This window comes from Kribbella sp. NPDC048915 (assembly GCF_040649595.1).
In the GTDB taxonomy this organism is placed as follows: domain Bacteria; phylum Actinomycetota; class Actinomycetes; order Propionibacteriales; family Kribbellaceae; genus Kribbella.
Window position 1 is genome coordinate 1 of sequence record NZ_JBEZFT010000106.1, and the last position, 22,678, is coordinate 22,678.

The 22,678-nt window shown below is 67.9% G+C and carries 22 protein-coding genes; 14 read left to right on the forward strand and 8 right to left on the reverse strand.

All coding sequences use genetic code 11. The features are described 5' to 3' along the window. Nucleotides 1-358: 358 nt before the first annotated feature. Nucleotides 359-1,240, reverse strand: a complete 882-nt coding sequence (locus AB0B82_RS32400; RefSeq protein ID WP_360177329.1) for a sigma-70 family RNA polymerase sigma factor — start codon at nucleotides 1,238-1,240, stop codon at nucleotides 359-361. A 79-nt stretch (nucleotides 1,241-1,319) separates the two neighbouring features. Here AB0B82_RS32400 and AB0B82_RS32405 point away from each other — a divergent pair, with 79 nt between their 5' ends. The 13 genes from AB0B82_RS32405 (at nucleotide 1,320) to AB0B82_RS32465 (ending at nucleotide 14,307) form a co-directional block, all read left to right on the forward strand. Next, on the forward strand, nucleotides 1,320-1,700 hold the full coding sequence (locus AB0B82_RS32405; RefSeq protein ID WP_360177332.1) for a DoxX family protein: 381 nt from the start codon (nucleotides 1,320-1,322) through the stop codon (nucleotides 1,698-1,700). Nucleotides 1,701-2,004: 304 nt separating this feature from the next. Continuing rightward, nucleotides 2,005-2,946: a proline dehydrogenase family protein gene (locus AB0B82_RS32410; protein ID WP_360177335.1), complete on the forward strand. Its 942-nt coding sequence runs from the start codon at nucleotides 2,005-2,007 to the stop codon at nucleotides 2,944-2,946. A 79-nt stretch (nucleotides 2,947-3,025) separates the two neighbouring features. Then, on the forward strand, nucleotides 3,026-4,123 hold the full coding sequence (locus AB0B82_RS32415) for a Xaa-Pro peptidase family protein (RefSeq protein WP_360177338.1): 1,098 nt from the start codon (nucleotides 3,026-3,028) through the stop codon (nucleotides 4,121-4,123). Nucleotides 4,124-4,129: 6 nt separating this feature from the next. After that, complete coding sequence (locus AB0B82_RS32420; protein ID WP_360177341.1) at nucleotides 4,130-5,299, forward strand: aminotransferase class V-fold PLP-dependent enzyme; 1,170 nt, start codon at nucleotides 4,130-4,132, stop codon at nucleotides 5,297-5,299. Continuing rightward, nucleotides 5,296-6,495, forward strand: a complete 1,200-nt coding sequence (locus AB0B82_RS32425) for an alanine racemase (protein WP_360177344.1) — start codon at nucleotides 5,296-5,298, stop codon at nucleotides 6,493-6,495. Before AB0B82_RS32420 ends, AB0B82_RS32425 begins: the two co-directional genes overlap by 4 nt. A gap of 75 nt (nucleotides 6,496-6,570) precedes the next feature. Then, nucleotides 6,571-7,476, forward strand: coding sequence for an arginase family protein (locus tag AB0B82_RS32430; RefSeq protein WP_360177347.1), 906 nt, complete (start codon nucleotides 6,571-6,573; stop codon nucleotides 7,474-7,476). Continuing rightward, nucleotides 7,473-8,423: a LysR family transcriptional regulator gene (locus AB0B82_RS32435; RefSeq protein ID WP_360177350.1), complete on the forward strand. Its 951-nt coding sequence runs from the start codon at nucleotides 7,473-7,475 to the stop codon at nucleotides 8,421-8,423. Before AB0B82_RS32430 ends, AB0B82_RS32435 begins: the two co-directional genes overlap by 4 nt. Beyond that, the gene (locus AB0B82_RS32440; protein WP_360177353.1) at nucleotides 8,420-9,403 is read left to right on the forward strand and encodes a LysR family transcriptional regulator; all 984 of its coding nucleotides are present in this window, start codon (nucleotides 8,420-8,422) and stop codon (nucleotides 9,401-9,403) included. Before AB0B82_RS32435 ends, AB0B82_RS32440 begins: the two co-directional genes overlap by 4 nt. A 168-nt stretch (nucleotides 9,404-9,571) precedes the next feature. Further along, nucleotides 9,572-10,465, forward strand: a complete 894-nt coding sequence (locus AB0B82_RS32445) for an ABC transporter substrate-binding protein (protein WP_360177356.1) — start codon at nucleotides 9,572-9,574, stop codon at nucleotides 10,463-10,465. A 9-nt stretch (nucleotides 10,466-10,474) separates the two neighbouring features. After that, nucleotides 10,475-11,389, forward strand: a complete 915-nt coding sequence (locus AB0B82_RS32450; protein ID WP_360177359.1) for an amino acid ABC transporter permease — start codon at nucleotides 10,475-10,477, stop codon at nucleotides 11,387-11,389. After that, nucleotides 11,386-12,192 (forward strand): amino acid ABC transporter ATP-binding protein, encoded by an 807-nt coding sequence (locus AB0B82_RS32455; RefSeq protein ID WP_360177361.1) that lies wholly within the window; start codon nucleotides 11,386-11,388, stop codon nucleotides 12,190-12,192. Before AB0B82_RS32450 ends, AB0B82_RS32455 begins: the two co-directional genes overlap by 4 nt. Before the next feature lie 32 nt (nucleotides 12,193-12,224). After that, complete coding sequence (locus AB0B82_RS32460) at nucleotides 12,225-13,046, forward strand: SDR family NAD(P)-dependent oxidoreductase (protein WP_360177363.1); 822 nt, start codon at nucleotides 12,225-12,227, stop codon at nucleotides 13,044-13,046. A 1-nt stretch (nucleotide 13,047) separates the two neighbouring features. Beyond that, nucleotides 13,048-14,307 (forward strand): amidohydrolase family protein, encoded by a 1,260-nt coding sequence (locus tag AB0B82_RS32465; protein ID WP_360177365.1) that lies wholly within the window; start codon nucleotides 13,048-13,050, stop codon nucleotides 14,305-14,307. Between the two features lie 57 nt (nucleotides 14,308-14,364). Here AB0B82_RS32465 and AB0B82_RS32470 read toward each other — a convergent pair whose 3' ends face one another. From AB0B82_RS32470 to AB0B82_RS32495, 6 genes are read right to left on the reverse strand one after another with little or no spacing between them, the layout of a single operon-like run. Beyond that, the gene (locus tag AB0B82_RS32470; RefSeq protein ID WP_360177368.1) at nucleotides 14,365-15,180 is read right to left on the reverse strand and encodes an SDR family NAD(P)-dependent oxidoreductase; all 816 of its coding nucleotides are present in this window, start codon (nucleotides 15,178-15,180) and stop codon (nucleotides 14,365-14,367) included. Continuing rightward, nucleotides 15,177-16,622, reverse strand: a complete 1,446-nt coding sequence (locus AB0B82_RS32475) for an ABC transporter substrate-binding protein (RefSeq protein ID WP_360177371.1) — start codon at nucleotides 16,620-16,622, stop codon at nucleotides 15,177-15,179. Before AB0B82_RS32475 ends, AB0B82_RS32470 begins: the two co-directional genes overlap by 4 nt. A gap of 15 nt (nucleotides 16,623-16,637) precedes the next feature. Continuing rightward, the gene (locus AB0B82_RS32480; RefSeq protein WP_360177374.1) at nucleotides 16,638-17,522 is read right to left on the reverse strand and encodes a carbohydrate ABC transporter permease; all 885 of its coding nucleotides are present in this window, start codon (nucleotides 17,520-17,522) and stop codon (nucleotides 16,638-16,640) included. Next, nucleotides 17,519-18,490, reverse strand: coding sequence for a sugar ABC transporter permease (locus tag AB0B82_RS32485; protein ID WP_360177377.1), 972 nt, complete (start codon nucleotides 18,488-18,490; stop codon nucleotides 17,519-17,521). Before AB0B82_RS32485 ends, AB0B82_RS32480 begins: the two co-directional genes overlap by 4 nt. Nucleotides 18,491-18,498: 8 nt before the next feature. After that, complete coding sequence (locus AB0B82_RS32490) at nucleotides 18,499-19,335, reverse strand: aldo/keto reductase (protein WP_360177389.1); 837 nt, start codon at nucleotides 19,333-19,335, stop codon at nucleotides 18,499-18,501. A 15-nt stretch (nucleotides 19,336-19,350) separates the two neighbouring features. After that, the gene (locus AB0B82_RS32495; protein WP_360177380.1) at nucleotides 19,351-21,081 is read right to left on the reverse strand and encodes a glycoside hydrolase; all 1,731 of its coding nucleotides are present in this window, start codon (nucleotides 21,079-21,081) and stop codon (nucleotides 19,351-19,353) included. Nucleotides 21,082-21,295: 214 nt separating this feature from the next. On the opposite strand from AB0B82_RS32495, the gene AB0B82_RS32500 reads away from it, so the two are divergent. Next, nucleotides 21,296-21,973 (forward strand): GntR family transcriptional regulator, encoded by a 678-nt coding sequence (locus AB0B82_RS32500; RefSeq protein ID WP_360177383.1) that lies wholly within the window; start codon nucleotides 21,296-21,298, stop codon nucleotides 21,971-21,973. A gap of 161 nt (nucleotides 21,974-22,134) precedes the next feature. Here AB0B82_RS32500 and AB0B82_RS32505 read toward each other — a convergent pair whose 3' ends face one another. Continuing rightward, a complete protein-coding gene (locus AB0B82_RS32505; RefSeq protein WP_360177386.1) occupies nucleotides 22,135-22,443 on the reverse strand; it encodes a hypothetical protein in 309 nt (102 codons plus the stop codon). Nucleotides 22,444-22,678 lie beyond the last annotated feature (235 nt).

Here is a 22,678-nt window from a genome sequence, read left to right on the forward strand (position 1 = left end):
AAGGGTACGGAACCCACAACACGATGGGTGAACCCACCGTGTTGTGGAAACCCGGTAGCGCCGACGACCACGCCACCACCCCCACGCCGTACCACCACCCCACGCCACCACCCACCGCCACGACGCCGCACCGTCACCGCGTGCCGAACACCGCCGACCACATCACCCGCTGACCACATCACCCGCTGACCACATCACCCGCTGACTGCATCACCGCCGGCTGATTCGCGGCACGGCATTCGAGCGGATAACCCCGCGTGTTGGGGTTCTCCATCGGGCCTGCACGATCCATCGCGGCCGGCTGGCGGCAGAGTGTCGACGCTTTGGCAAACCAGCGTTGCCGTCGTGGCCGCCTGGGTCAGTCGGGGCGTCCGGGGAGGTTCATCGTGGCGAGTCGGCGGGGGTCGCGCAGCGAGGTGATCTCGACGATCCGGCCGTCGACGACCGTGCACATCAGGATGCCCAGGGGGTGGCCGCTCGCGGTCCAGACGACGATTCCCGGCTCGCCGTCGACAAGGACCGGATAGGGGGTGCCCTTCGCGTACGCGCCGCGCTGGACGCTCGTCGCCACCTCGGTCGCGCCGAGCTTGACGACCACACCGTGTGCGGTATGCGTGCGCCACGTCACCTCCGGGTCGAGCACCCGCAGCAATCCCTCGAAATCTCCTTCGCGGGCCGCCGCGAGGAACGCGTTCAGCACCTCACGCTGCTGGTGCCGCTCGCCGTCCGGGCGAGGTGTGCCCTGAACCTTCCGGCGGGCCCGGCTGGCGAGCATCTTGGCGGCGTCCGTGGATTTGCCGAGGATCTGGCCGATCTCCTCGAACGGCACCGCGAACATGTCGTGCAGCACCAGCGCCAGTCGCTCGGCGGGGCTCAGGCTGTCGAGGACCACGACGAGCGCCAACCCGACCGAATCCGCCAGGAGGGCGTCGTCCTCCGGCGCCGAGGCAGTGTCCTCGGTCACGAAGAACTCGGGTACGGCGTCGTCCGGCGACGCCACGGGCCGGGTCTTGCGCGCGCGCAGCGTGTCGATGCACACCCGCCCGACCACGGTTGTCAGCCAGCCGGACAGGTTGTCGATCGTGGCCGGATCCTGGCGCGCGAGCCGCAGCCACGCCTCCTGGACGGCGTCCTCGGCGTCCGCCCGCGAGCCGAGGATCCGGTACGCCATTGCCACCAGCCGCTCGCGCTCGGCCATGAACGCCTCCGCGACGGCGTTCTGCCGCTCCGATCCGGTCATCTGTTACCTCCTGCCGACAAGGCCCGTCATAGGTGATGACGGGCCCGGAAGGGCCGAGGTAACCACCAAGGAGAAACTCATGAACCTCGCGCTGTGGATCGTCGCCGGCCTGCTGGCCGTCGCCTTCGCCTTCGCGGGTGCCAACAAGCTGTTCATCCCCTACGAGAAGCTGGCCAAGGCTCGAGGTGCGGGCTGGGTGAACCAGTTCAGCCCGGCCTTCGTCAAAACCCTCGGCACCCTCGAGATCCTGGGTGCCATCGGCCTGATCGTACCGGCCGCCCTCGACATCGTCCCGGTGCTCGTGCCGGTGGCCGCGATCGGACTGGCGATCATCATGGTCGGCGCCGCGATCGTCACGTCCCGGCGCCGCGAACGCGCCCACGCCGCGGTGAACGTCGTCTACCTGGCCCTCGCCCTGTTCGTGGTCGTCGGCCGCTTCGGGCCGGAGGCCTTCGGCTGACGCGTGTCCCGGGCGTTGTCTCCAGGGCCGCGCGGCGCGGCCCTGGAGACGGTGGGCCTCAGTGGGTTCAGACAGCGCCTGTACTGCCGGAACCAGGATCGGGAAGCGCGCCAGCCATCCGGAGACCGCCGTGCCGCCGACTGAGTCGGTCGGCCGAGAGCTACTCGGATCCGGGTCGTCGGTCCGCTCTACCACCGACGAGCGGAGCGTCCAGTTTGGCTAATTGGGGTGTTCAGAAGTGTGCACAGCAAGGGGAGGTGGGGCGGCATAGCGTCTGGGGCATCAGTCAGGGAGGTGATGGACGGTGTCGCCAGTTCTCGTACCGGATCGGATCGGCCGGGCGGCGTTTCGGTCGGTGATCTTGTCTGCGGCGGGTAATCCGTGGATCAGTGCGCTCGCCAATCGGCGCGGGCTCGAGGCCGGGGCCAACAGGTTTGTGGCCGGGGAGACGTTGGCCGACTGCATCCCGGTCCTCGACCGGCTGCAGGCCGGTGGGATGCGGACGTATGTGATCGCGCTCGGGGAGGCGATTCACACCACGGAGGACGCGGCCGCCGCGGCCGCGGGGTACGAGGACCTGATTCCGGAGGTCGCGGCGCGCGGAGCGGATACGACGTTCTCCATCAAGCTGACCCACCTCGGCCTGGAGCTGGATCCGGAGCTGGCGTGGCGGCACGCACGTCGCGTGGTGGCCCTCGCGGCGGAGCACGGTGCCTTTGTCCGTTTGGACATGGAGCAATCGGACGTGGTCGACCAGACACTGGACATCTACCGCAGACTGCGCAGTGAGGGTCTGGACAACACCGGTGTGGTCCTTCAGGCGTACCTGCACCGGACGATGAACGATCTGATCGGTCTGCTTCCGCTCGAGCCGAACATCCGCGTGGTGAAGGGCGCCTATCTCGAACCGCCCGCGGTCGCGTTGCAGAAGAAGGCGCAGGTCGATGCCGCGTACCTCCAACTCGTGCGCACCGCTCTGGCGCACGCGCGATTCACCGCTGTCGCCACGCACGACGAACAGGCGGTCGCGGAGGCCAAGAACGCCGCGCTGAAGTACCAAGCGGACCACGAGTTCCAGATGCTGTACGGCGTGCGGTTCGGACTGGCTGAACAGCTGGTCGAGGAAGGCCACCACGTGCGCATCTGTGTGCCGTTCGGGGCCGACTGGTTCGTGTACTTCACGCGACGTCTCGCCGAGCGCCCGGCGAACCTGCTGTTCCTGCTGCGCAACCTGGCCAGGCGGTGACCCCGTGGTCTACCTGAACTTCTCACGAGTCGAACCACTGTGCCGTACCCGAAGGCTCCGGCTGGGCGCGGCGCTGCCCGTGGATGCGATCGCGATCGTGGGGTCGACCGCCAATGTCCGCTGGCTCACCGGCCTCGCCGGCGTACCGCACACCTACTACAACCGGGGCGTGCTCCAGGTGCTCGTCGCACCGGACAGCACCTGCCGGGTGGTTGCCCCGGCGTCGGAGTTGGGCTGGATCTGCGAGCTGTACGAGCGCGCCGACGTCCACCCGCACGGGCGATTCACCTATCGGGGCGACACGTCGCGCGTGAGTCCCGAGCCCGGCGGGCGGAGTCCCGTCGAGGCGATTCTCGACGCACTCGCCACGCTGCCCGACGTACGGACGTTGGTCCACGACGGCCAGGTTCCCGACGACGTACTGCGCGGTGTACTCGAGGCACGCCCGGACGTGACGGCGACCGCCGACCCCGACGTGTTCTTCCGGGCGCGCGCGGTCAAGGACGAGTACGAGCTGGACTGCCTGCGCCGGGCGAACCTCGCCTGTGAGGCAGCGATCCTGGCTGCGCTCGCCGACGCGCGGGAAGGCGTCACGGAACGCGAGCTGCTCCGCGTCGTGCGCGGAGTGATGGTCGAGTACGACGCCCATCCACTGCTGAGCGCACTGGGATTCTCCGAGCGCGGCGCCCTGGTCGACATGCCGGTGTCCGATCGCGAGCTGCGCAAGGGCGATCTGATCCGGTTCGACATCGGCTGCACTCTTGAGGGGTACCACGCGGACATGTCCAGGACCGCGGCGTTCGGCACGGTCGATCCGGAGCTGAGCGAAATCCACGACGGATTGGTCGCGGCGGAGCAGGCGGCGATCGACCAGGTTCGGCCGGGTGTCCGTGCCGGTGAGCTGTTCGCGACCGCGGTCGAGACCGCGCGAGCCAGTGGAGTGCCTGACTACGACCGGACGCACTGCGGTCATGGCATCGGGCTGGAGATCTACGAACCGCCGGGCGTGACGTCGGCGTCGACCGAGGTCCTGGTGAGCGGCATGACCTTGTGCATCGAAACGCCGTACTACCTGCTCGGCCGGGCCGGGCTGCAGATCGAGGACGCTGTTGTCGTGACCGACGAGGGGGCCGTGCGGCTCGGCGGCCTGCCGCAAACCCTGTTGACGGCCGGGTAGGTTGCCATGGACATCGATGCCTTGCGCAAGGACACGCCGGCGTGCGGCGACGTCCTGCACGCCAACAACGCCGGTGCCTCGCTCCAGCCGAGACCGGTGACCGAAGCGGTCTACGAATACCTAGAGCTCGAGCAACGGATCGGCGGCTACGAGGCTGCCATCGAGCGGGCGGACCAGATCCAGTCCGCGTACGACGACGTGGCCGCGCTGATCGGTGCGCATCCCGATGAGATCGCGTTCGCCGACAGCGCCACCCGGGCGTGGCAACTCGCCTTCAACTCGGTGCCTTTCAAGGCAGGCGACCGGGTGCTGACGTCAGTCGCCGAGTATGCCAGCAACTACATCGCCTACCTGCAACTGCAGGAGCGGCTCGCCGTCGACGTCGTACCGATCCACAACGACGAGACCGGCCAGCTGTCCGTGCAGGCGCTCGCGGATCTGCTGGACGAATCCGTACGGCTGGTGGCAGTGACGCACGTGCCGACCAACGGAGGTCTGGTCAACCCCGCTGAGGAGATCGGGGCGCTGGTGGCGGACAGCGACGCGTTGTTCCTGCTCGACGCCTGCCAGTCCGTGGGTCAGCTTCCGCTGGACGTCCGGGACGTCAAGGCGGATCTCATCACGGCGACCGGCCGCAAGTACTTGCGCGGGCCGCGCGGCACCGGATTCCTCTATGTCAACGAGGATGCGCTCGGCCGGCTGCACCCTGCGAACGCGGATCTGTTCGGCGCCCGCTGGGTGGAGCGGGACAGCTACCAGTTCCGCGACGGGGCTCGCCGCTTCGAGCTGTACGAGTCGAACCTCGCGGGCACGATCGGGCTCGGCGCCGCGGCACGCTACGCGAACGACCTGGGCATGGACAGCATCTGGCAACGGATTCGCGTCCTCGGCGAGGGGTTGCGGACCGCGCTCGCCGACCAGCGCGGGATCACCGTCGTGGATCAGGGCGACCTGCGCTGTGGCATCGTCACCTTCACGATGGACGGCTGTGAACCCCGCGAACTCGTTGACAAACTGCGACGTCAGCGCATCAACATCTGGCACTCCGGTGTCGAGTCGACCCGTCTCGACATGGAACGCCGCGGCCTGCGATCGGTGGTCCGGGCGTCGCTGCACTACTTCAACACCGAGCAGGAGGTCGAGCGACTCGTCGAAGCGATCGGCGCGGCCCGATGACCTGCCTGAGCGAGACGGCTGTGGGCGGTCCCGAGCTGCGCTATCCGATCGCCACGCTGAATCTGGCGGACGTCAAGCACAACATCGCCCAGCTGGATCGGTACTGCGCGGAGCACGGCATCGTCATCGCACCGCACGCCAAGACGACGATGATCGGACGCGTCCTGGAGTTACTGGTGGAACAGCCGTCCACCTGGGGTCTGACGGTCGCCGACGCTCAGCAGGGTGCGGTCGCCGTCGAAGCCGGCGCCCGCCGGATCCTGGTCGCGAACCAGCTGGTCGAGCCGCAGGACATCGCGTGGGCGAGCATCCATCGAACCAGCGGGACCGAAGTGCTGTCATTCGTCGACTCGCCCGCGGGCGTCGCCTGGCTCGACCGCAGACTCGAACAGTTCGAGGCCGGATCCCGTGTCCCCGGCCGACGCCATCGGGTCCTGCTCGAGGTCGGGTACGTCGGCGGCCGGGGCGGCGTACGGTCGTGGCGGGACTTCGATGCGGTGGTCGACGCGGTGCGGAACTCCCGCTGCCTAGCTCTGACCGGCGTGGCAGCCTTCGAAGGTCTGCTGGGTGGATCGGCGACCGCACCAGAAGTGCGCGGCGTCGACGACTTCCTGCGGCGCCTCAACATCGCGGCTCAGCGGTTGGTCAGCATGGGTGGCGTAGCGGGTTCGGAGTTGATCGTGTCGGCGGGTGGTTCGGCGTACTTCGACAGGGTCGCGGAGATCTGCGGACCGGCGGTGAACCGGCTGGCGGGGACCCTGCTTCTGCGCAGCGGCTGCTACGCCGTCCACGATCACGGTCTGTACGCGCGGACCTCACCAACCGGTCGTACCGAGGTGGCGCCGAAGCTGCGTCCGGCCGCCGTACTGTGGGCCAGGGTGCAGTCGCGACCCGAACCGGGCCGCGTCATCGTGGCGGCCGGCCGGCGGCACGTGCCGTTCGACGCCGGCCTCCCGATTCCCCTGGGGACGCGGTACCGGGACGGAACAGCGCATCACCTGCCCCCGGGCTGCCAGGTCGACGCGTTGAGCGACCAGCATCTGCATCTCCAGGTGCCGGACGCGTGCGACCTGGTGGTCGGCGACGTGCTGCCGTTCGGGGTCTCGCATCCGTGCGGCCTCTTCGACCGGTGGCGGGAAGTCGTCCTGGTCGATGCGGATCGCAATGTCACCGGCGTGGTGGCGCCGCGCTTCTGATCGTGAACTCCGGCTCACAGACGGTGTAAGCGAACGGCGATGCTCGGCGGCCGACTCCGGGACAGACTGCTGGACATGGACGTGACACCGGATCAAGACGATGCCCGCTGGCTCGTCATCGGCGCTCCGATGGAAGGATCGGGCGCCGGCAGAGGAGAGGTCGACGCGCCGAAGGTACTCCGCGAGTACGGGCTGGTGACACACCTCGGCGCGGTGGACTTCGGGGATCTCCCGGTCCGGCTCACCGACAGTGAGCGCGATCCGGAAACCGGCGTCATCGCGTATCAGCAGCTGATCGCCGGTACCGAGGTGATCGCAGACGCGGTCGCGGCCGCACTGCACGCAAACTGGCGCCCGCTGGTCCTGGGTGGATGCTGCTCGGTACTGCCCGGAGCCCTGAGCGGACTGCGGCGCTTTGCCGGGCCACCCCGGCTGGTGTTTGTCGACGGCCACCTCGATCTGTTCAGCCCGCAGACCACGAGTACGGGCGAACTCGCGGGGATGGCGCTCTCGGCCGTGACCGGCTACGCGCCCGAACTGCATGCTGTCGCGACCCGGCAACCGCTGGTCGAGGCGGGCGACGTCCTCGCTATCGGCGACGCGGACCTGGTGAGACGCCGCGAACTCGGCGGTGTCGAGGCCGCGACCGCGCTGCCGGACGCACGGGTGGTGGACGCGGCCGCCGTCCGCTCCGCCGGGGCGGTGACCATCACCCGCCGGATCGAAGCCTTGCTCGCCGCGGACGAGATGCCGACCTGGCTGCATCTCGATGTGGACGTCCTCGACGGGTCGGTGATGCCGGCCGTGAGCTTCCCGGTCAGCGGTGGACTGACCTGGGACGAGCTCGGCGCGGTGCTCGCGGCTGTCGCGGGTGCGGGGGAGCTGCTCGGCGTTTCCCTTGCCGGGCTCAACGTTCATCGCGATCCTGGTTACCAGGCCTCACAGCGGTTGGTGGGACTGCTCGCTGATGTGCTGACTTGAGCGGAGGTTGCGCCATCGACACGAAGCTGCCGCGGCAGTTCCAGTCCAGGCTCAGTGTCCGGCGGCTGGCGATCCTGATGGAGATCGGCCGGCACGAGACGCTGACCGCGGCGGCCGAGGCCCTGCAGTACTCACCGTCCGCGGTGAGTCAGCAGCTCAAGGTGCTGGAGGAGGAAGCAGGCCTGCCGCTGGTGGAGCGTGGTGGCCGCCGAGTGCGTCTCACGCCGGCCGGGCAGATCCTGGCCACGCACGCCGAAGAGCTGGTGGCCCGGCTCCGCGCGGCCGAGGAGCACGTCCGCGCGGTCGGGCGGCTCGGCTACGGACAGTTGCGCCTCGCAACGTTCCGCAGCGTGGGCGAGTCGTTGCTCGTCGACGCGATCACGTACTTCCGGGGCCACCATCCGGCGATCCAGATCACCATCGTCGAGGGCGAGCCGGAGGACTACATCGGCGCGCTGCGGCGGCACGAGCTGGATCTCGTCCTGACCTACGACTACGACGAACTCGCACTCCACTTCGCCGAAGGTGTCGCGCGTGACTTGATCTGTTCGGACGACCTGTACGTGGCGCTGCCCGCGGGATCCTGGCGGAAGAACCGGCCGCTGCGGCTGAGCGACCTGTCCGAGCAGGCGTGGATCGCGTCCACGCCGACGAACGCGGTCCACAGGTTCACCGAGCGCGCGTGCGCACAGGCCGGGTTCGTACCCCGGATCGTCATGCACACCGACGACTACCACATCGCTCAGGAACTCGTTGCCAGAGGCATGGGTGTGACCTTTCTGCCCGGGATCTCGGCGTCCAACCACCACCGCGGCGTCGAGGTGCACAAGCCCTCGGACGTGAGCCTCAGCCGCCGGATCTACGCGACGTACCGCAGCGGCGGCGAACGAGTGGCCGCGGTGGCGGCGATCCGGGACGTGCTGCTCCGGCTCGGGGCCGAGACATGAGCGCGGCGCCGCAGCGGCCGGAGGAGGCCGCGGAGTCGTCGGGCGCGACGCTGGACGTGCGACGGCTGAAGGTCCTGCGCGAGGTTTTCATCCGTGGATCGATGACAGCCGCGGCCGACGCGCTGGGTTATACGCCGTCGGCGATCAGTCAGCAGATCACCGCGCTGGAACGCGAAACCGACGCCGTCCTGGTCGAACGCGGCCCGCAGAGCATCGCGCTCACGGAGGCCGGTCAGATTTTGGTCGAGCACACCGAATGGATCCTCGAGCAGCTGGATCTCGCCGACGCCCAGGTGAAGGCCATCGCCGGTCTGCGCGGCGGCCGGTTGCGCATGGCCACATTCCGTAGCATCGGTGAAACCGTTGTCGCCGAAGCGCTCACCCGTTTCCACGCGGCGTGGCCGGAGGTCGAGCTCAGGCTGGTCGAGGGAGAGCCCGAGGAGTACGTCGGCCGCCTGGCGCAGGGTGAACTGGATCTGGCGTTGTCTTTCGAGTACGACGGAGTCGTCGCGCCGCATGGATCGGATCTCGTCGCCGAAGCGTTGCTGGACGAGGAGATGCTGGTGGCGTTGCCTGCTGGTCATCCCTTGATAGAGCGTGGTGCGGTGGCGCTGCCTGAGCTCGCCGACGAGGACTGGATCGCGAGCTCGCATCGCTCGAGCGTGCACGAGTTCACCCGGATCGTCTGCTCCTGGGCGGGATTCGAGCCGCGGATCGCGTTCGAGACCGACGACTACCACATCGCGCAGTCCCTGGTCGCGGCCGGCGTCGGGATCGCGTTCCTGCCTGCGGTGTCGGTGCACACCGCACATCCCGACGTACGCGTCGTACAGATCCGGCCGCGTCCGCCGATGCGCAGGGTGTTCGTCGTGACCCGTGACACCGGTGTCGCTTCGCCGTGCGTCACCGAGATGATCCGCCTGCTGCGCAACGCGGCGGCGGCCGAAACACCGCGGACGACGCCGCCCGCCGCCGGGTGAAGAACCGCTTCGGGTGAGGTGAAGAGAGCGTCAACACCGCGACGTGATCTTCGCCCTATCGTTCAAGCACCAAGGCCGGCTGCAACGCATTCGCTTCCACCGACCACCGGTCGCCGCGGCGTAGCTGTTCCGTCGCGGGACCGGTGAGTGATCAGTCAGGAGGGCCCCATGCGCTCGATACTGCGGGCTTCGTTCGTCCTCGCGTTCTCGTTCACCCTTGTCACCGCCGGATGTACGGAGGTCCGCTCGGGCGGGAACTCCGCGCCGACGCAGGCCGCGTCGATCCTGCACGAGCAGGCCGGGACCGACGCGGCAGCCGCGGCTCTGCTCCCGCCCGATGTGAAGTCCCGCGGCACGCTGACCATCGCGAGCGCCACCGCGAACGCTCCGATGGAATTCCTCGACGCCGACGGCAAGACCATCATCGGCTTCGACATCGAGCTGTCGGATGCGATCGCCGCCACCCTCGGCCTGAAGGCCGAACACGTCGCGTCGACGTTCGACGCGATCATCCCCGGCCTGCAGGCGAAGAAGTACGACTTCGGGATCTCGGGCTTCTTCATCACCCCGAAGCGGGAAAAGGTCGTCGACTTCGTGCCGTACCTGCGGGACGGCTCGGCGCTCGTCGTCCCCGCAGGCAATCCGCTCGGTCTGCGGATGGACCCGGCGACCCTGTGCGGACGCCGGCTCGCCGGCGAGAAGGGCAGCGTGCAAGGCCTGGAGTACCTGCCCGCGATCTCCAAGGACTGTCAGGCGGCTGTCACCGTGCTGCACTTCCCGACGCTGGACGAAGCGCATCTCGCGCTCACCGGCGGCCGGGCCGACGCCATCATGGAGGACAGCATCCCGAGCGGGTACCGGGCGAAGAAGTCGAACGGCAAGTTCGAGGTCGCACCGGGCGACGTCTACAAGCCGGTCACGACCGGAATCGCGTTCCCCAAGGACTCCGAACTCACCACGGCGGTCCAGGCGGCGCTCGGCACGCTGTCGTCGAGCGGTCGACTGCAGGCGCTGCTGGACAAATGGTCCATCCCGTCGGCCGCCTTGCTCGCGTCGTACTGAGGCCTCGACATGACCGCAACCGACGTCGCCACCGCCGCGACCGGCACCCTGGTCGTTGTCCGGCGCAAGCATCCGGGCCGCTGGCTGGCGGCGGTGATCATCTTCTTCCTCGCGGTAGCCCTCGCCTGGTCGGTGATCACCAACGAGCGGTTCCGCTGGCCGGTCGTGATGGCGTACCTCCGCGACACCGCGATCGGCCGCGGCATCCTGGTGACCCTCGAACTCACCGCGTTGTGCATGCTTGTCGGCCTGCTCCTCGGCACCCTGCTGGCGATCGGACGGCTGTCACCCAACCCAGTCGTCCGCAGCGCGGCCTCCGGCTACATCTGGTTCTTCCGGGGTACGCCGGTGCTCGTCCAGTTGCTGTTCTGGTTCAACCTCGCGGCCTTGTACCCGAAGATCACCTTCGGGTTGCCGGGCGTCGCGCTGGACGCCAACCAGTTGATCACGCCGTTGATGGCCGCCGTCCTCGGCCTCGGTCTGAACGAGGCGGCGTACATGGCCGAGATCGTCCGCGCGGGCATCCTCTCGGTCGATCCGGGGCAGGCCGAGGCGGCGAGCGCACTGGGCCTGACCCGGATGGAGACGATGCGCAGAATCATCCTTCCGCAGGCGATGCGGGTGATCATCCCGCCGACCGGCAACGAGACCATCGGCATGCTGAAGACCACGTCGTTGGTCAGTGTGCTCGCCGTCCCCGATCTGCTCTACTCGGCGCAGATGGTGTACGCGAGCAACTTCGAGACGATTCCGCTGCTGATCGTCGCCAGCCTGTGGTACATCGTCGTCACCTCGGTGCTGTCGGTCGGCCAGTTCTATCTCGAACGGCGCTTCGCTCGCGGTGCCCGCCGAAACGAGCCCGCGCCGCTGTCACGACTGTGGGAGCTGCTGCGGAATCGGCGTCCGGCCGGGAGGACGTCATGACGCCCGGCGAGGCTGCGCAGCTGGCCGTCCAGGCCGAGGACGCGCAGGTCGTCGTCCGGGCCGAGGACGTCCGGCAGGCGTACGGCCGGCACGAGGTACTGCGCGGGGTCGACCTCGAGGTGCGGACCGGTGAGGTCGTCTGCATCATCGGTCCGTCCGGCTCCGGGAAAAGCACGCTGCTGCGCTGCGTGAACCACCTCGAGCCGATCACCGGTGGCCGGTTGTGGGTCGGTGGCCAGCTCGTCGGATACCGCCAGAAGGGCAACAAGCTGTACGAACTGAGCGACAAGGAGATCTGTCGCCGGCGCGTGGACGTCGGCATGGTGTTCCAGCACTTCAACCTCTTCTCGCACCTGACGGTGCTGGAGAACCTCGTCGAGGCTCCCTGCCGGGTACTGCGGCAACCGAAGCGAGAGGTCGTCGAACGCGCCCACGACCTGCTGGCCAAGGTCGGCCTCGCCGACTTGCCCGGGCAGTACCCGGCCCGCCTGTCCGGTGGGCAGCAGCAGCGGGTGGCGATCGCCCGCGCGCTGTGCATGCAGCCGAAACTGATGCTGTTCGACGAGCCGACGTCGGCCCTGGACCCCGAGCTGGTCGGCGACGTGCTCGACGTGATGAGAACGCTGGCCGAGTCAGGGATGACGATGATGGTCGTCACCCACGAAATCGGCTTCGCCCGCCGGGTCGCGGATCGGGTGCTGTTCTTCGATCAGGGCCGCGTCGTCGAAGCGGGCCCGGCCGAGGACGTGATCTCGGCGCCCCGCCATGAGCGCACCCGCGAGTTCCTGGCCGCACTCAACTGATCTGACATCTTTACTTCTTAGGAGGACTTCTCATGAGCCGCACATTCGAGGGCAAGGTGGTCGTCGTCACCGGCGCGGGCGGTGGCATCGGCTCCGCGGTGGCGGTCCGCTTCGCGGAGCTCGGGGCCGACGTGGCGCTCAACGACGTCGACGAGGTCAAGACGAAGGCCGTCGCGGAACGCGTCGAGGCCGCGGACGTCAGCGCCCGGCGGGTCATCGGTGACGCGTCGGATGCGTCCGTTGTGGACGACCTGATCGGCGGCACGATCGACGAGTTCGGCAGTGTGGACGTGCTGGTCAACACCGCCGGCCTGATCGGCCAGACCCGGCACTTCCTGGACGCGGACGAGGAGTGGTGGGACCGGGTGCTGCGCGTCAACCTGCGCAGCGTCTTCCTCTGCTCGCACCGTGCCGCGCGGCACATGGCCCAGCGGGGATCGGGTGTCATCCTCTCGACCTCGAGCGGCGGCGCCACCAAGGCTCATCGCGGCGAGGCGGCGTACGACGCGTCCAAGGGCGGAATCGAGGCGCTGACACGCGCGCTGGCCCTCGACCTCGGTCCGTACGGGATCCGGGTCAACGCCGTCTCCCCGGGATCGATCGATGTCGCGCCGGCCGGCTCCGTCAGCCCGGACGTCCTCGCCGAGCGCGGCCGGACGGTACCGCTCGGACGGGTGGGTGTGCCGCAGGATCTCGCGGACACGTACACCTTCCTGGCCTCGGACGCGGCGCAGTACATCAGCGGAGTCGTCGTACCGGTCGACGGCGGCATGCTCGCTCAGCAGCGGTCACCGCAGGTGGACATCTTCGGGCTCGACCGGTACCCGGCCGTCGGCCCGCTCGCGGTCAAGTGAGATGAAGCAGCTACCTGACCGCTACGTCCTGCGGGGAGCCGCGGTGCTCGACCCGGCCGGGGAGTTCGCCGACGGCGTCGACCTGCTGGTGAGCGACGGCCGGATCGCGCAGGTCGGCCGTGGCATCCGGGCGGAGGGCATCGACTCGCTCGACGCCGGCGGGCTCTGGATCATGCCGGGGCTGGTCGACTGCCACGCGCATCTGACCATGCACAGTTTGGAGCCCTATCAGTCGATGCAGCGGCCCATCACCCTGTGGGCGCTGCAGGCCGCCGACACCGCCCGGCAGACGCTGCGGTCGGGCGTCACCTTCGCGCGGGACGCGGGTGGCTCCGAGGCAGGGCTGAAGGCTGCGATCGCCGGCGGCCTCACCGCGGGTCCGCGGTTGCAGATCGCGATCCTGATGTTGTCCTCGACCGGTGCTCACGCCGACGGGTTCCTGGCCGGCCCCGGACTCGAGGCGAGCGCCTGGTACGACACACCGGACTACCCCGGTCGGCCGAATCCGCTCGTCGACGGTGCCCCGGAGATGCGACGTCGGGTCCGCGAGCTCGTGCGCGCGGGTGCGGACTGGATCAAGCTGTGTGCGACCGGCGGCCTGGCGTCGGAGTACGACGAACCGGACGCTCCGGACTTCGCCGCCGACGAGATCGCCGAAGCCGTCGCCGAGGGAGCGCGTCGCGGCCGGCCGGTGATGGTCCACTGCTACGGCGGAACCGCGCTCGATCACTCGCTCCGCGCCGGTGCCCGGTCGGTCGAACACGGCGCCCTGCTCACCGAGCAACAATGCGCGGAGATGGCCTCGCGCGGCTGCTGGCTGGTACCGACCCGGAGCGCGCTCCTCGACGACGTCGAGCAGGCGCGCAGCGGACGGTTCTCGCCGGTCATCAACGAGAAGACGCTGCGGATCGAGCCCGCGCTCGACGACTACGTCCTGATGGCGCGCGAGGCCGGGGTCCGGATCGCCACCGGCACTGACGGTATCGAGGCACGCCGGCAGGCCCGCATCGTCGACGAGCTCCGCGCCCTGCGCCAAGCCGGTCTGACCGCCGCCGAGGTGCTCGCCGCCGCCACCTCGGAAGCGGCCGCGCTGTGTGGCGTCGCCGACCAGGTCGGTTCGATCGCCCCTGGCTTCGCCGCCGACCTGATCATCACCGAATCCGAACCCGGTGCCGACGGCAACTACGCCGAACTGGACCCGCCCCCGGGCGTCATCCAGGCCGGCCGTGCTGTTGCCCTCCCCGCCCAGCTCTCCGAATGACGCGAGAGCTGGGCGCTGGCGTCGCGCGCGGAGGACATCCGCCGCGCGCTGCGCCGGTCAGTGCATGTAGAGGCCGCCGTCCGCGTTGAGGGTTTGGCCGGTGATGTAGGTCGAGTCGTCGGACAGTAGGTAGGCGATGGCCGAAGCGATGTCTTCGGGTTGACCGATGCGGTTGGTGAGGAGATCGGCGGCCAGGGCGTCGCGGCGGTCGGGGGACAGCGGGCCGCCCATGATGTCGGTGTCGATGGGGCCGGGGGCAACCGCATTGACGGTGATGTTGTACGGGCCCAGCTCGCGGGCGAGCGCTCGGGTGAGGCCGATGACGCCGGCTTTCGCTACCGAATACGGCGTTTTGCTGTACGTACCGCCGCCGCGTTGGGCCGATGTCGACGAGATGCTGACGATCCGGCCGTAGCGGTGACGGACCATGGATTCGGCGACGCGGCGGGTGACGTAGTGGACGCCGTTGAGGTTGACGTTGATGACGCGGTGCCACTCGTCGGACGTCAGCTCCAGGTAGGGAACCGGCGAGCTGACGCCGGCGATGTTGGCGAGACCGGCCAGCGGTGGCAGGGCGGCTTCGAGGGCGTCGATCGCGGCGCGCACCTCGGACTCGTTCGCGACGTCGGCGGCGACCGCGCAGGTCTTGACGTTGTACGTCGTGGTGAGTTCGGAGGCGAGCGCTTCGCCGCCGGCGGCGTCGATGTCGAGGATGCCGACGTTCCAGCCCCGAGCGGCGAGCATGATCGCTGTGGCGCGGCCGATGCCGCGGGGTGAGGCGGCTCCGGTGACGACGACGGTGCGATTCGCGACGCTGCGCACCGCGTTGGTTCCCCGGCTGCTGCTTTCCTCGTTGTTCCCGGCGCTGGTCACTTGGCGGCTCCGTAGTCCTGGCCGGGCTTCCAGTCGGTGAAGGCGTAGTCGGCCTCGGAGACCTTCGCACCGGCCGCCTTGGCCTTCTGCAAGGCTTGCGCGCGGTCCGCGCTGGTCGCGTCGCTGAGCTTCTTGAGTTCGGCCTTGAGGTCCTTGATCGAGCCGCCGAGGTAGCCCTGAACGATGTTGCCGACGTGCGGCGTCACCGGCTTGCGGAAGGCGTCGACGCGGGCGATGGCCGGGTTCTTCACGATCGCCTGCGGCATGAGGAACACGTTTTCCTTGCAGTACTCGACGCCCTTCTTGTAGGCGTCGACGGCCTTCGAGGAAGCGACCAGGTCGAGGTTCAGCGGCGGCTGGTCCATCGCCTCGATCATCCCGGTCTGGTACTCGTCCGACATGAAGGACGCGATCAGTTGCGCGGCCAGTTCGGGGTTCTTGCTGTCCGCGGACACGAAGTACGTCGACGCGGGCCGGCCGCGGTAGCACCACGGCTTCAGGTCGGACGTCGGTGTGAGGATGCGCCCGGACGCGAGCTTGTCGACGATCTGCGGAGCCAGCGCCTTGGATCCACCGCCGCACCAGATGCCGTCGATGAACGTGGCGACCGCCCCGGAGGCGTACCGCGTCCGGGCATCGACGACGCCGAAGTTGTTCGAGCCCGGCATGATCAGCTTGTCGTCGTTCAGTTGCTTCAGGAACTCGATGACGCCCACGTACGCGTCGTCGTGATAGGCGTACTCGCCGGTGTCGAACCGCAGCCCCTGGTACCCGGGGAAGCCGGCTGCCTGCGCCATGTCGTCGACCTGGTCCCGGATCCGTCCGCCGTCGGCGCCGATCGCCAGCGTCAACGGCTGCACCCCGGCCGACTTCAACTTGCCGAGGGCGTCCTTGAAGGCGCCGTAGTCTGTGGGCAGGTTGTCCGGGTCGAGGCCGGCCTTCGACCAGTGGTCCTTGTTCGCCCAGACCAGCGTCGAGCTCTGCCGGAAACTGAACATCGGAAAGCCGTACAGTTTTCCGTCCAGTTGCGTGATGCCCTCGGTAAAGGCGTCCTTCGGCAGCTTCGCCTTGATGTCGGCCGGGATCGCCATCTCGTGGACCCACTTCCCGCTCACCAGCGCGGGCAGCGGCAACCCGATCACGTTCGAGTAGACGTCCGGCATCTTGTTGGCCTGATGCGCCAGCTGAAACGCTTGCGTCGCCTTGGACGCGTCGTAGTACGTGTGCCCGACATTCGCCTTCAGTGGTCCGGACTGCTTCTTCGCCCAGTCGTCGTTGAGGCGCTTGAACGAGCTGAAGTGGTCCCACCAGTCGAGCGTTCCGGTGGCTCCGCCACTCGCGGCATCGGGCTGTGCTCCGGAGTCGCTGCTACATCCGGTCGCGGCGCCGGCCACCGCGAGGGCGGACAGGCCGAGCAGGCGGCGACGTGTCAAACCAGACATGTTTCTACTCCTTCGTTACGACTTGACTGCTCCGGAGATTCCCTCGACGAAGTAGCGCTGCAGGAAGATGAACAGGACCACCACCGGGACGATCGAGATCACGCCGGCCGCGGCCATTCCGGACCAGTCGGTCGCGGTCTCGCCGACGAACGCCTGCATACCCACGCTCACCGTCCGCAGGTCGGGGCGGCTGAAGGTGAACACCAGCGGCAGGAAAAACGCGTTCCAGGTGGTGATGAAGGTGAGCACGGCAACGGTCGCCGTCACCGGCATCGCCAACGGCAGCATCACCGAGAAGAACGTCCGGACGAAGCCGGCGCCGTCGACGACCGCGGCCTCCTCCAGTTCGCGCGGAATCTGCCGGAAATACCCGTAGTAGATGAGGATCGCGGACACGTACGCGCCGCCGCTCAGGGCCAGGATCATCCCGCCGAGGGAGTCGATCAGCCCGAGCTGCATCGAGATCTTGACGATCGGGATGATCGTGTAGCCGGTCGGTACGAACAGTGTCGCGACCAGCACACCGAGGAAGATCTTGGACCCGCGGAAGCGGTACCGCGCCAGCACGTACCCGGCCAGTGCGCACCGGATCGTGACCAGGAAAACGGTGATCACCGTGACCACGATCGTGTTCACCAGGTACCGGCCGAAGTGCGCGTCGTTCCACGCCCGCGCGTAGTTCTCCCAGACGAATGTCGACGGCCACAGCTTCAGCCCGCCGGCGAACATCTCCATGCTGTCCTTCAGCGACGCGGACAGCATCCAGAGGAACGGAAAGATCCACAGGATCGCTATCCCCACCAAGCCGATCGCGGCGGTCCACCACGGCAGCCGACGCAACACTCGCCGGTGCCGATCGGTGCGCTCGACTGTTCCGGTGCTCTCGGCAGCGGTGGTCATCGCTGCTCTCCTCTCAGCCGGCGTCCGGCGTACACGCCCCACAGCTGCAGCGCGCCGACGACCGCGACGAGTACGCCGAAGAACACCGCCGCGGCGGAGGCGTGCCCGAGCTGCGGGATCGAGGCGGCGAACGCCCACCGGTAGATGTAGATCTCGATGATCTCGGTGTGGAAGTACGGGCCGCCGCCGGTCAGCGTGTACATCAGATCGAAGTTGTGGAACGTCTCCTCGACCGTCAGCACGGTGATGATGATCAGGAACGGCTTGAGCATCGGCAGCGTGATGTGCCGGAACAGTTGCCGCGTGCTCGCCCCGTCGATTCGCGCCGCCTCGTACAACTCGTACGGAATCGTCTGCAGCGCCGCCAGCCAGTAGATCATCGTGACGCCGAAGAACTTCCAGATGTACAGCACCGCGGCCGTCGGCAGCGCGAGGTGCTGATCACCGAGGAAGTCGACGCCGGTGATGCCGAACTTCGCCAGGATCGCGGTGATCGGCCCGCTCGCCGGATCCAGCACGAACCGCATCACCACACCGATGATCGCCGTCGTTGTCACCACCGGGATGAAGAACGCGGACCGCAGGACGCCGATCAACGGCAGCTTCGGCGAATTGAGCACGATCGCGAGCAGCAAGCTCAGCAACACCCGCGCCGGCACCACCAGCAGCATGAACAGCAACGTGACCTTGAACGAGTTCCAGAACAACGGATCCGCGAACACCGCGCGATAGTTGCTCAGACCCACGAACCGCTGGTCGGCGTCGAAGCCATTCCACTCCACCAGCGAGTACCAGTAGCTCGCGATGATCGGATAGAGCGTGTAGAGGCCGTACAACACCACGGTCGGCAGCAGGAAGATCCAGATCCAGGTGGTCTTCTTCCAGCCGTGCCGTGGTCGTTCGGGGCGGGCGACGACCGAGACCCGGCGGGGTTCGCGCCGAGTGAGCTGCACGGATCTGCTCGTCATGATCGGGCCTACCTGATCTGGCTGATGGCGAAGGTGCGGGGATCGCTGCCGAGCCGGTTGCCGCTGTCCAGCGCGGTGATCGACGCGACCTGGTCGTCGGTCAGGGCGAAGCCGCTGAGATCGAAGTTGGCGCGGATCCGGTCCGGGTTCACCGACTTCGGGATGACCACGTGGCCGAGCTGGAGGTGCCATCGCAGGACGACCTGGGCAGGCGTGACGTGAAGCGCTTCAGCGATCGACACCAGCACCGGATCGTCGAGATCGCCGCCCTGACCGAGCGGCGAGTACGCCTCGACCGCGATGGATCGCTGTCGACACAGCGCGGTCAGCTCGCGCTGCTGGTACGTGGGGTGCAGCTCGATCTGGTTGATCGCCGGTACGACCTCGCCCTCCTTCGCCAGCCGGTCCAGGTGCTCGGTCAGGAAGTTGGAGACACCAATGGCTCGGACTCCTCCATCGATGTAGATACGTTCCAGAGCGCGCCAGCTGTCGACATAGAGATCTGCGGCCGGGTTCGGCCAGTGCACCAGGTACAGGTCGGCGTACTCGAGTCCGAGTCGCTGCAGTGTCTCGTCGTACGCCCGGAGCGCCGACTCGTATCCATGCTCGCCGTTGCGCAGCTTCGTGGTGACGAACAGTTCCTCGCGCGGCAGGCCGCTCGCGCGGACCGCGGCGCCGACGCCCGCTTCGTTGTTGTACGCCGCGGCCGTGTCGATGTGCCGGTACCCGATCTCGAGCGCGTGCTCGACGGCCTGCTGGGTGTCGCCCGGCGGCACCTGGAAGACGCCGAATCCGACCTGAGGAATCCGTACGCCGTTGTTGAGAGTGATCACGTCCATGGTCAGCCCTCTCGTTCCGGATCAGCTGCTCGGCTCGAGGATCAGCAACGATGCCGAAGGCAACGGCAGGGTGACGTCGAGCGTGACGTCGCCGGCCACCGTGAGCTCACGTGCGGGTTCGAGCTCCTCGAGACCTTGCCGGCTGTGGATCTCGGCCAGCTGCTCAGCAGTCGGATCCTGGGGCGAGCCGAGTCGTTGCCAGACGGTGAAGGAGTTGCTGTGCTCGGCGTCGATGCGCAGGTGCCGCAGCCGGTACGAGCCGGCCGGCAGATTGCGGACCGTCACGGTGACCGGCGTGCTGCCGGAACCGGTCTTCCACTGGTCGTCCGTGTGCCGCCAGACCAGCACCGCGACGCTGCCGTCCTCGGACCGGGAGGCGAGCGCGTCGACCTCTTCCCGCATGCTGCTGCCGTCGGTGTCGTCGAGTTCGCCGACCTGCCAGGCGGCATCCGAGGTCGTGCCGAGACGGTCGCGGCCGAGCAGCGAGAGCATCCGGTACGCGTTGAGGAAAGGTTTCTCGACGCCGCCCGCGGTGAGAAACGAGCGGGTGCCCTCGAAGTACCGCTCGGCCTCGAAATAGAAGCTCCACGAGGTGGCGGACTGCACCTGCACCCTCTCGGTCGCGTTCAGGTCGAGGATCTTCTTCATCAGCTTCGCCTGGAAGACCGGGTAGTACTCGGTGTTCTGGAAGGTGTAGTTGCGGTTGTCGTACCAGCCGAAGTGGGCCGGGACCGCCGCGTCGCACTCGTCGACGATCACCGGCAGTCGCGTGTATTCGTCGTACGAACCGATCAGCCGGTTGAACTCGCGCAGGTCGTACAGCATCTTCGTCGACGACGGGCTGAGCAGCTCGTCCGGCGCCTCGCCGAACGGTTTGTAGTCGCGGGTCGGGAAGCGGCAGCCCTTGGTGTGGTACGAGATGAAGTCGAGCGGCTCGTTGCGCTCCGAGGTGTAGTCGAGGAATCCCTTCAGGAAGTTCAGTCCGCCGCTGGTCACCGCGGGACCGCCGACCTTTGCCTCGGGCAACACACTGTGAACCGCTTCAACGGTCGCGGTGTAGAGCTCGTTGTACTGCTGCAGGGTGCCGCGCCAGTAGAAGATGTCCGGCTCGTTCCACAGCTCCCAGAGCCAGGTCTTCACCTCGTCCTCGCCGTACCGCTCGACGCAGTGCCGGACGGTGGCGCTGACCAGCCCGGCCCACTTGCCGTAGTCGCTCGGCGGGTATCCCCAGGCGCCTGCCTCGTAGCTGGTGTACGCCGTGGGACTCGGCACGACCGTCAGCTCGGCGGCCTCCGGCGGGAGCAGGTCCCGCGGGGTGAAGCCGAGCTCCACCAGGACGTGGTGGCCGGCGCCGACGATCGCGTCGTACGCCTGGTCGAGGAGTGTGAAGTCGTAGTACGGGTTGCCGTCGGCGTCCTCGTGGTAGACGTTGCCGGAGCTCCAGTGCGGGATGCCGAAGCCGCTGCCGGAGCAGTACATGTAGTGCGGGCGGACGAAGTACCCGCCGCCGGAGAAGTCGGCGAAGGTCTGCAGCAGCCGCTTGCCGGTCGGCGTGTAGGTCCAGTTGAACTCGTCGTAACCGAAGCTCTCCCAGACCCTCGCCAGTGGGGCCTGGACGTCCGCGGCGTCGACGTCGATGCGCGCCGCGGTGACGTGCGGCGCGTCCGGGACGTGCGCGGCGGCCGGCGGGAAGGGGCCGAGCGACGTGCGCCCGGTGTGAACGACAGGTTCGGTGGTCGTGTCAGTGGTCATCGTCGTCGTGACCTCTCTCTGCCCTGGGGATCGGGCTGCCTCACGGTCGGCCGACTGCGGCGTCGGCGCGGTGCCGCTCTGCCTGAGTGGAGGTTCCGAGTCTGCTCTTGTCTTTTATTTACTGTCAATGACTTACTGTTTACAATCTACAGAGAGAGCCGCATCCGAGTTATGGTCTGATCCGTCAAAGGTTGCTGTTGGAGAGGTGGTCGGCATGATGCCGGACGACGTCGTGTCCCTGCCGTCGCAGCGCGCGCTCGGGGATCTCGTCACCGACGTGCTCCGGGAGATGATCACCGGCGGCAAATTCCAGCCGGGCCAGCATTTGAAGGAGACCGAGCTCGCCGAAGCGCTCAAGGTCAGCCGCGGTCCGATCCGGCAGGCGCTCGCGCGGCTCGAGGAAGAGGGCCATGTCGAGCTGCGCCGGCATCGCGGGGCATTCGTCAGTACGTTGACCAGGACCGACGTCGACGAGGTGCACACGCTCCGCGGGGCGATCGAGCGGCTGGCGGCGGGCCGGGCGTGCACCCGGATGCAGGGTGCCGGGTTCGCCGAGATGGATGCGGTGCTCGAGCAGATGAAGAGCGTCGACACGCGGATCGCGCCCGAGGACGCCGTCCGGCTCGACCTGCAGTTCCACGACATCATCTACAAGTACTGCGACCACTCGCGGGTGCAGCGGGTATGGGAGTCGATCCGCGGCCAGGTGACGGTTTTCCTGCGGGCCCGGAACGCGAGTTTCCCGGATTTCCTGGAGGTCGGGTACAGCGAACACAAGGAGCTGCGCGACGCGCTCGCACTCGGCGATCCGCAGGCGGCGCAGGACGGCATCGAGAAACACATCTCCGGTGCCTACGAACGGTTGAAGCGCCTCAACCTGCCGGAGCGCTGACCGCCCGGATCGCACTCGGTCGGTCAGTTCCCTCGGGTGTTCGCGCCGTGGTCTTTCGGTTCACGTGGTCTCTTGGTTCACGTGGTCTCTTGGTTCACGTGGTCTCTTGGTTCACGTGGTCTCTTGGTTCACGTGGTCTTTGGCTCACGTGGTCTTTTGGCTCACGCGGTCGGGTGCTCGACGCGGTACTGCTCCTCGAGTTCCCCGAATGCGCCGGGTGCGGCTTCGGTGAGAGTGACGCGGTGACCGGTGGTTCGGCGTACCTCATCGGCGATCGCGGTCGCCTCCTGCGGGCTCGCGTAGATGCCGAGGACGAGGGCGTGGCCATCGGACAGCGTGAACCCCCACGGCACCTCGCACGGTCCGTCGTGGTCCGCCACCGGACACACCAGGCGCGCGATCGGCGTCTGCGCGGCAAGCGCTTCGTCGCTGCTGCCGAATCCCTCGATCTTGACCTCGTACGTCATCACACCGCCGAACCTATCGACGGTCTGACTCGGCCCACATCAGGTGGACGCCGGAGCTCGACCCTGGCGCCTTCTCCACCCAGGGTCGTACATCGACGCCGTCCGGCAGTCCTCCAGGCCGACGAGTTGCGGAACTGGTTGCGGAACTAGAGCATGTCTGACAAATGTCGGGTCCAGGCGATGACTGCGTTGAGGACGGCGGCGGCGCGGTAGACGACGGCGAGTTTGTCGTAGCGGG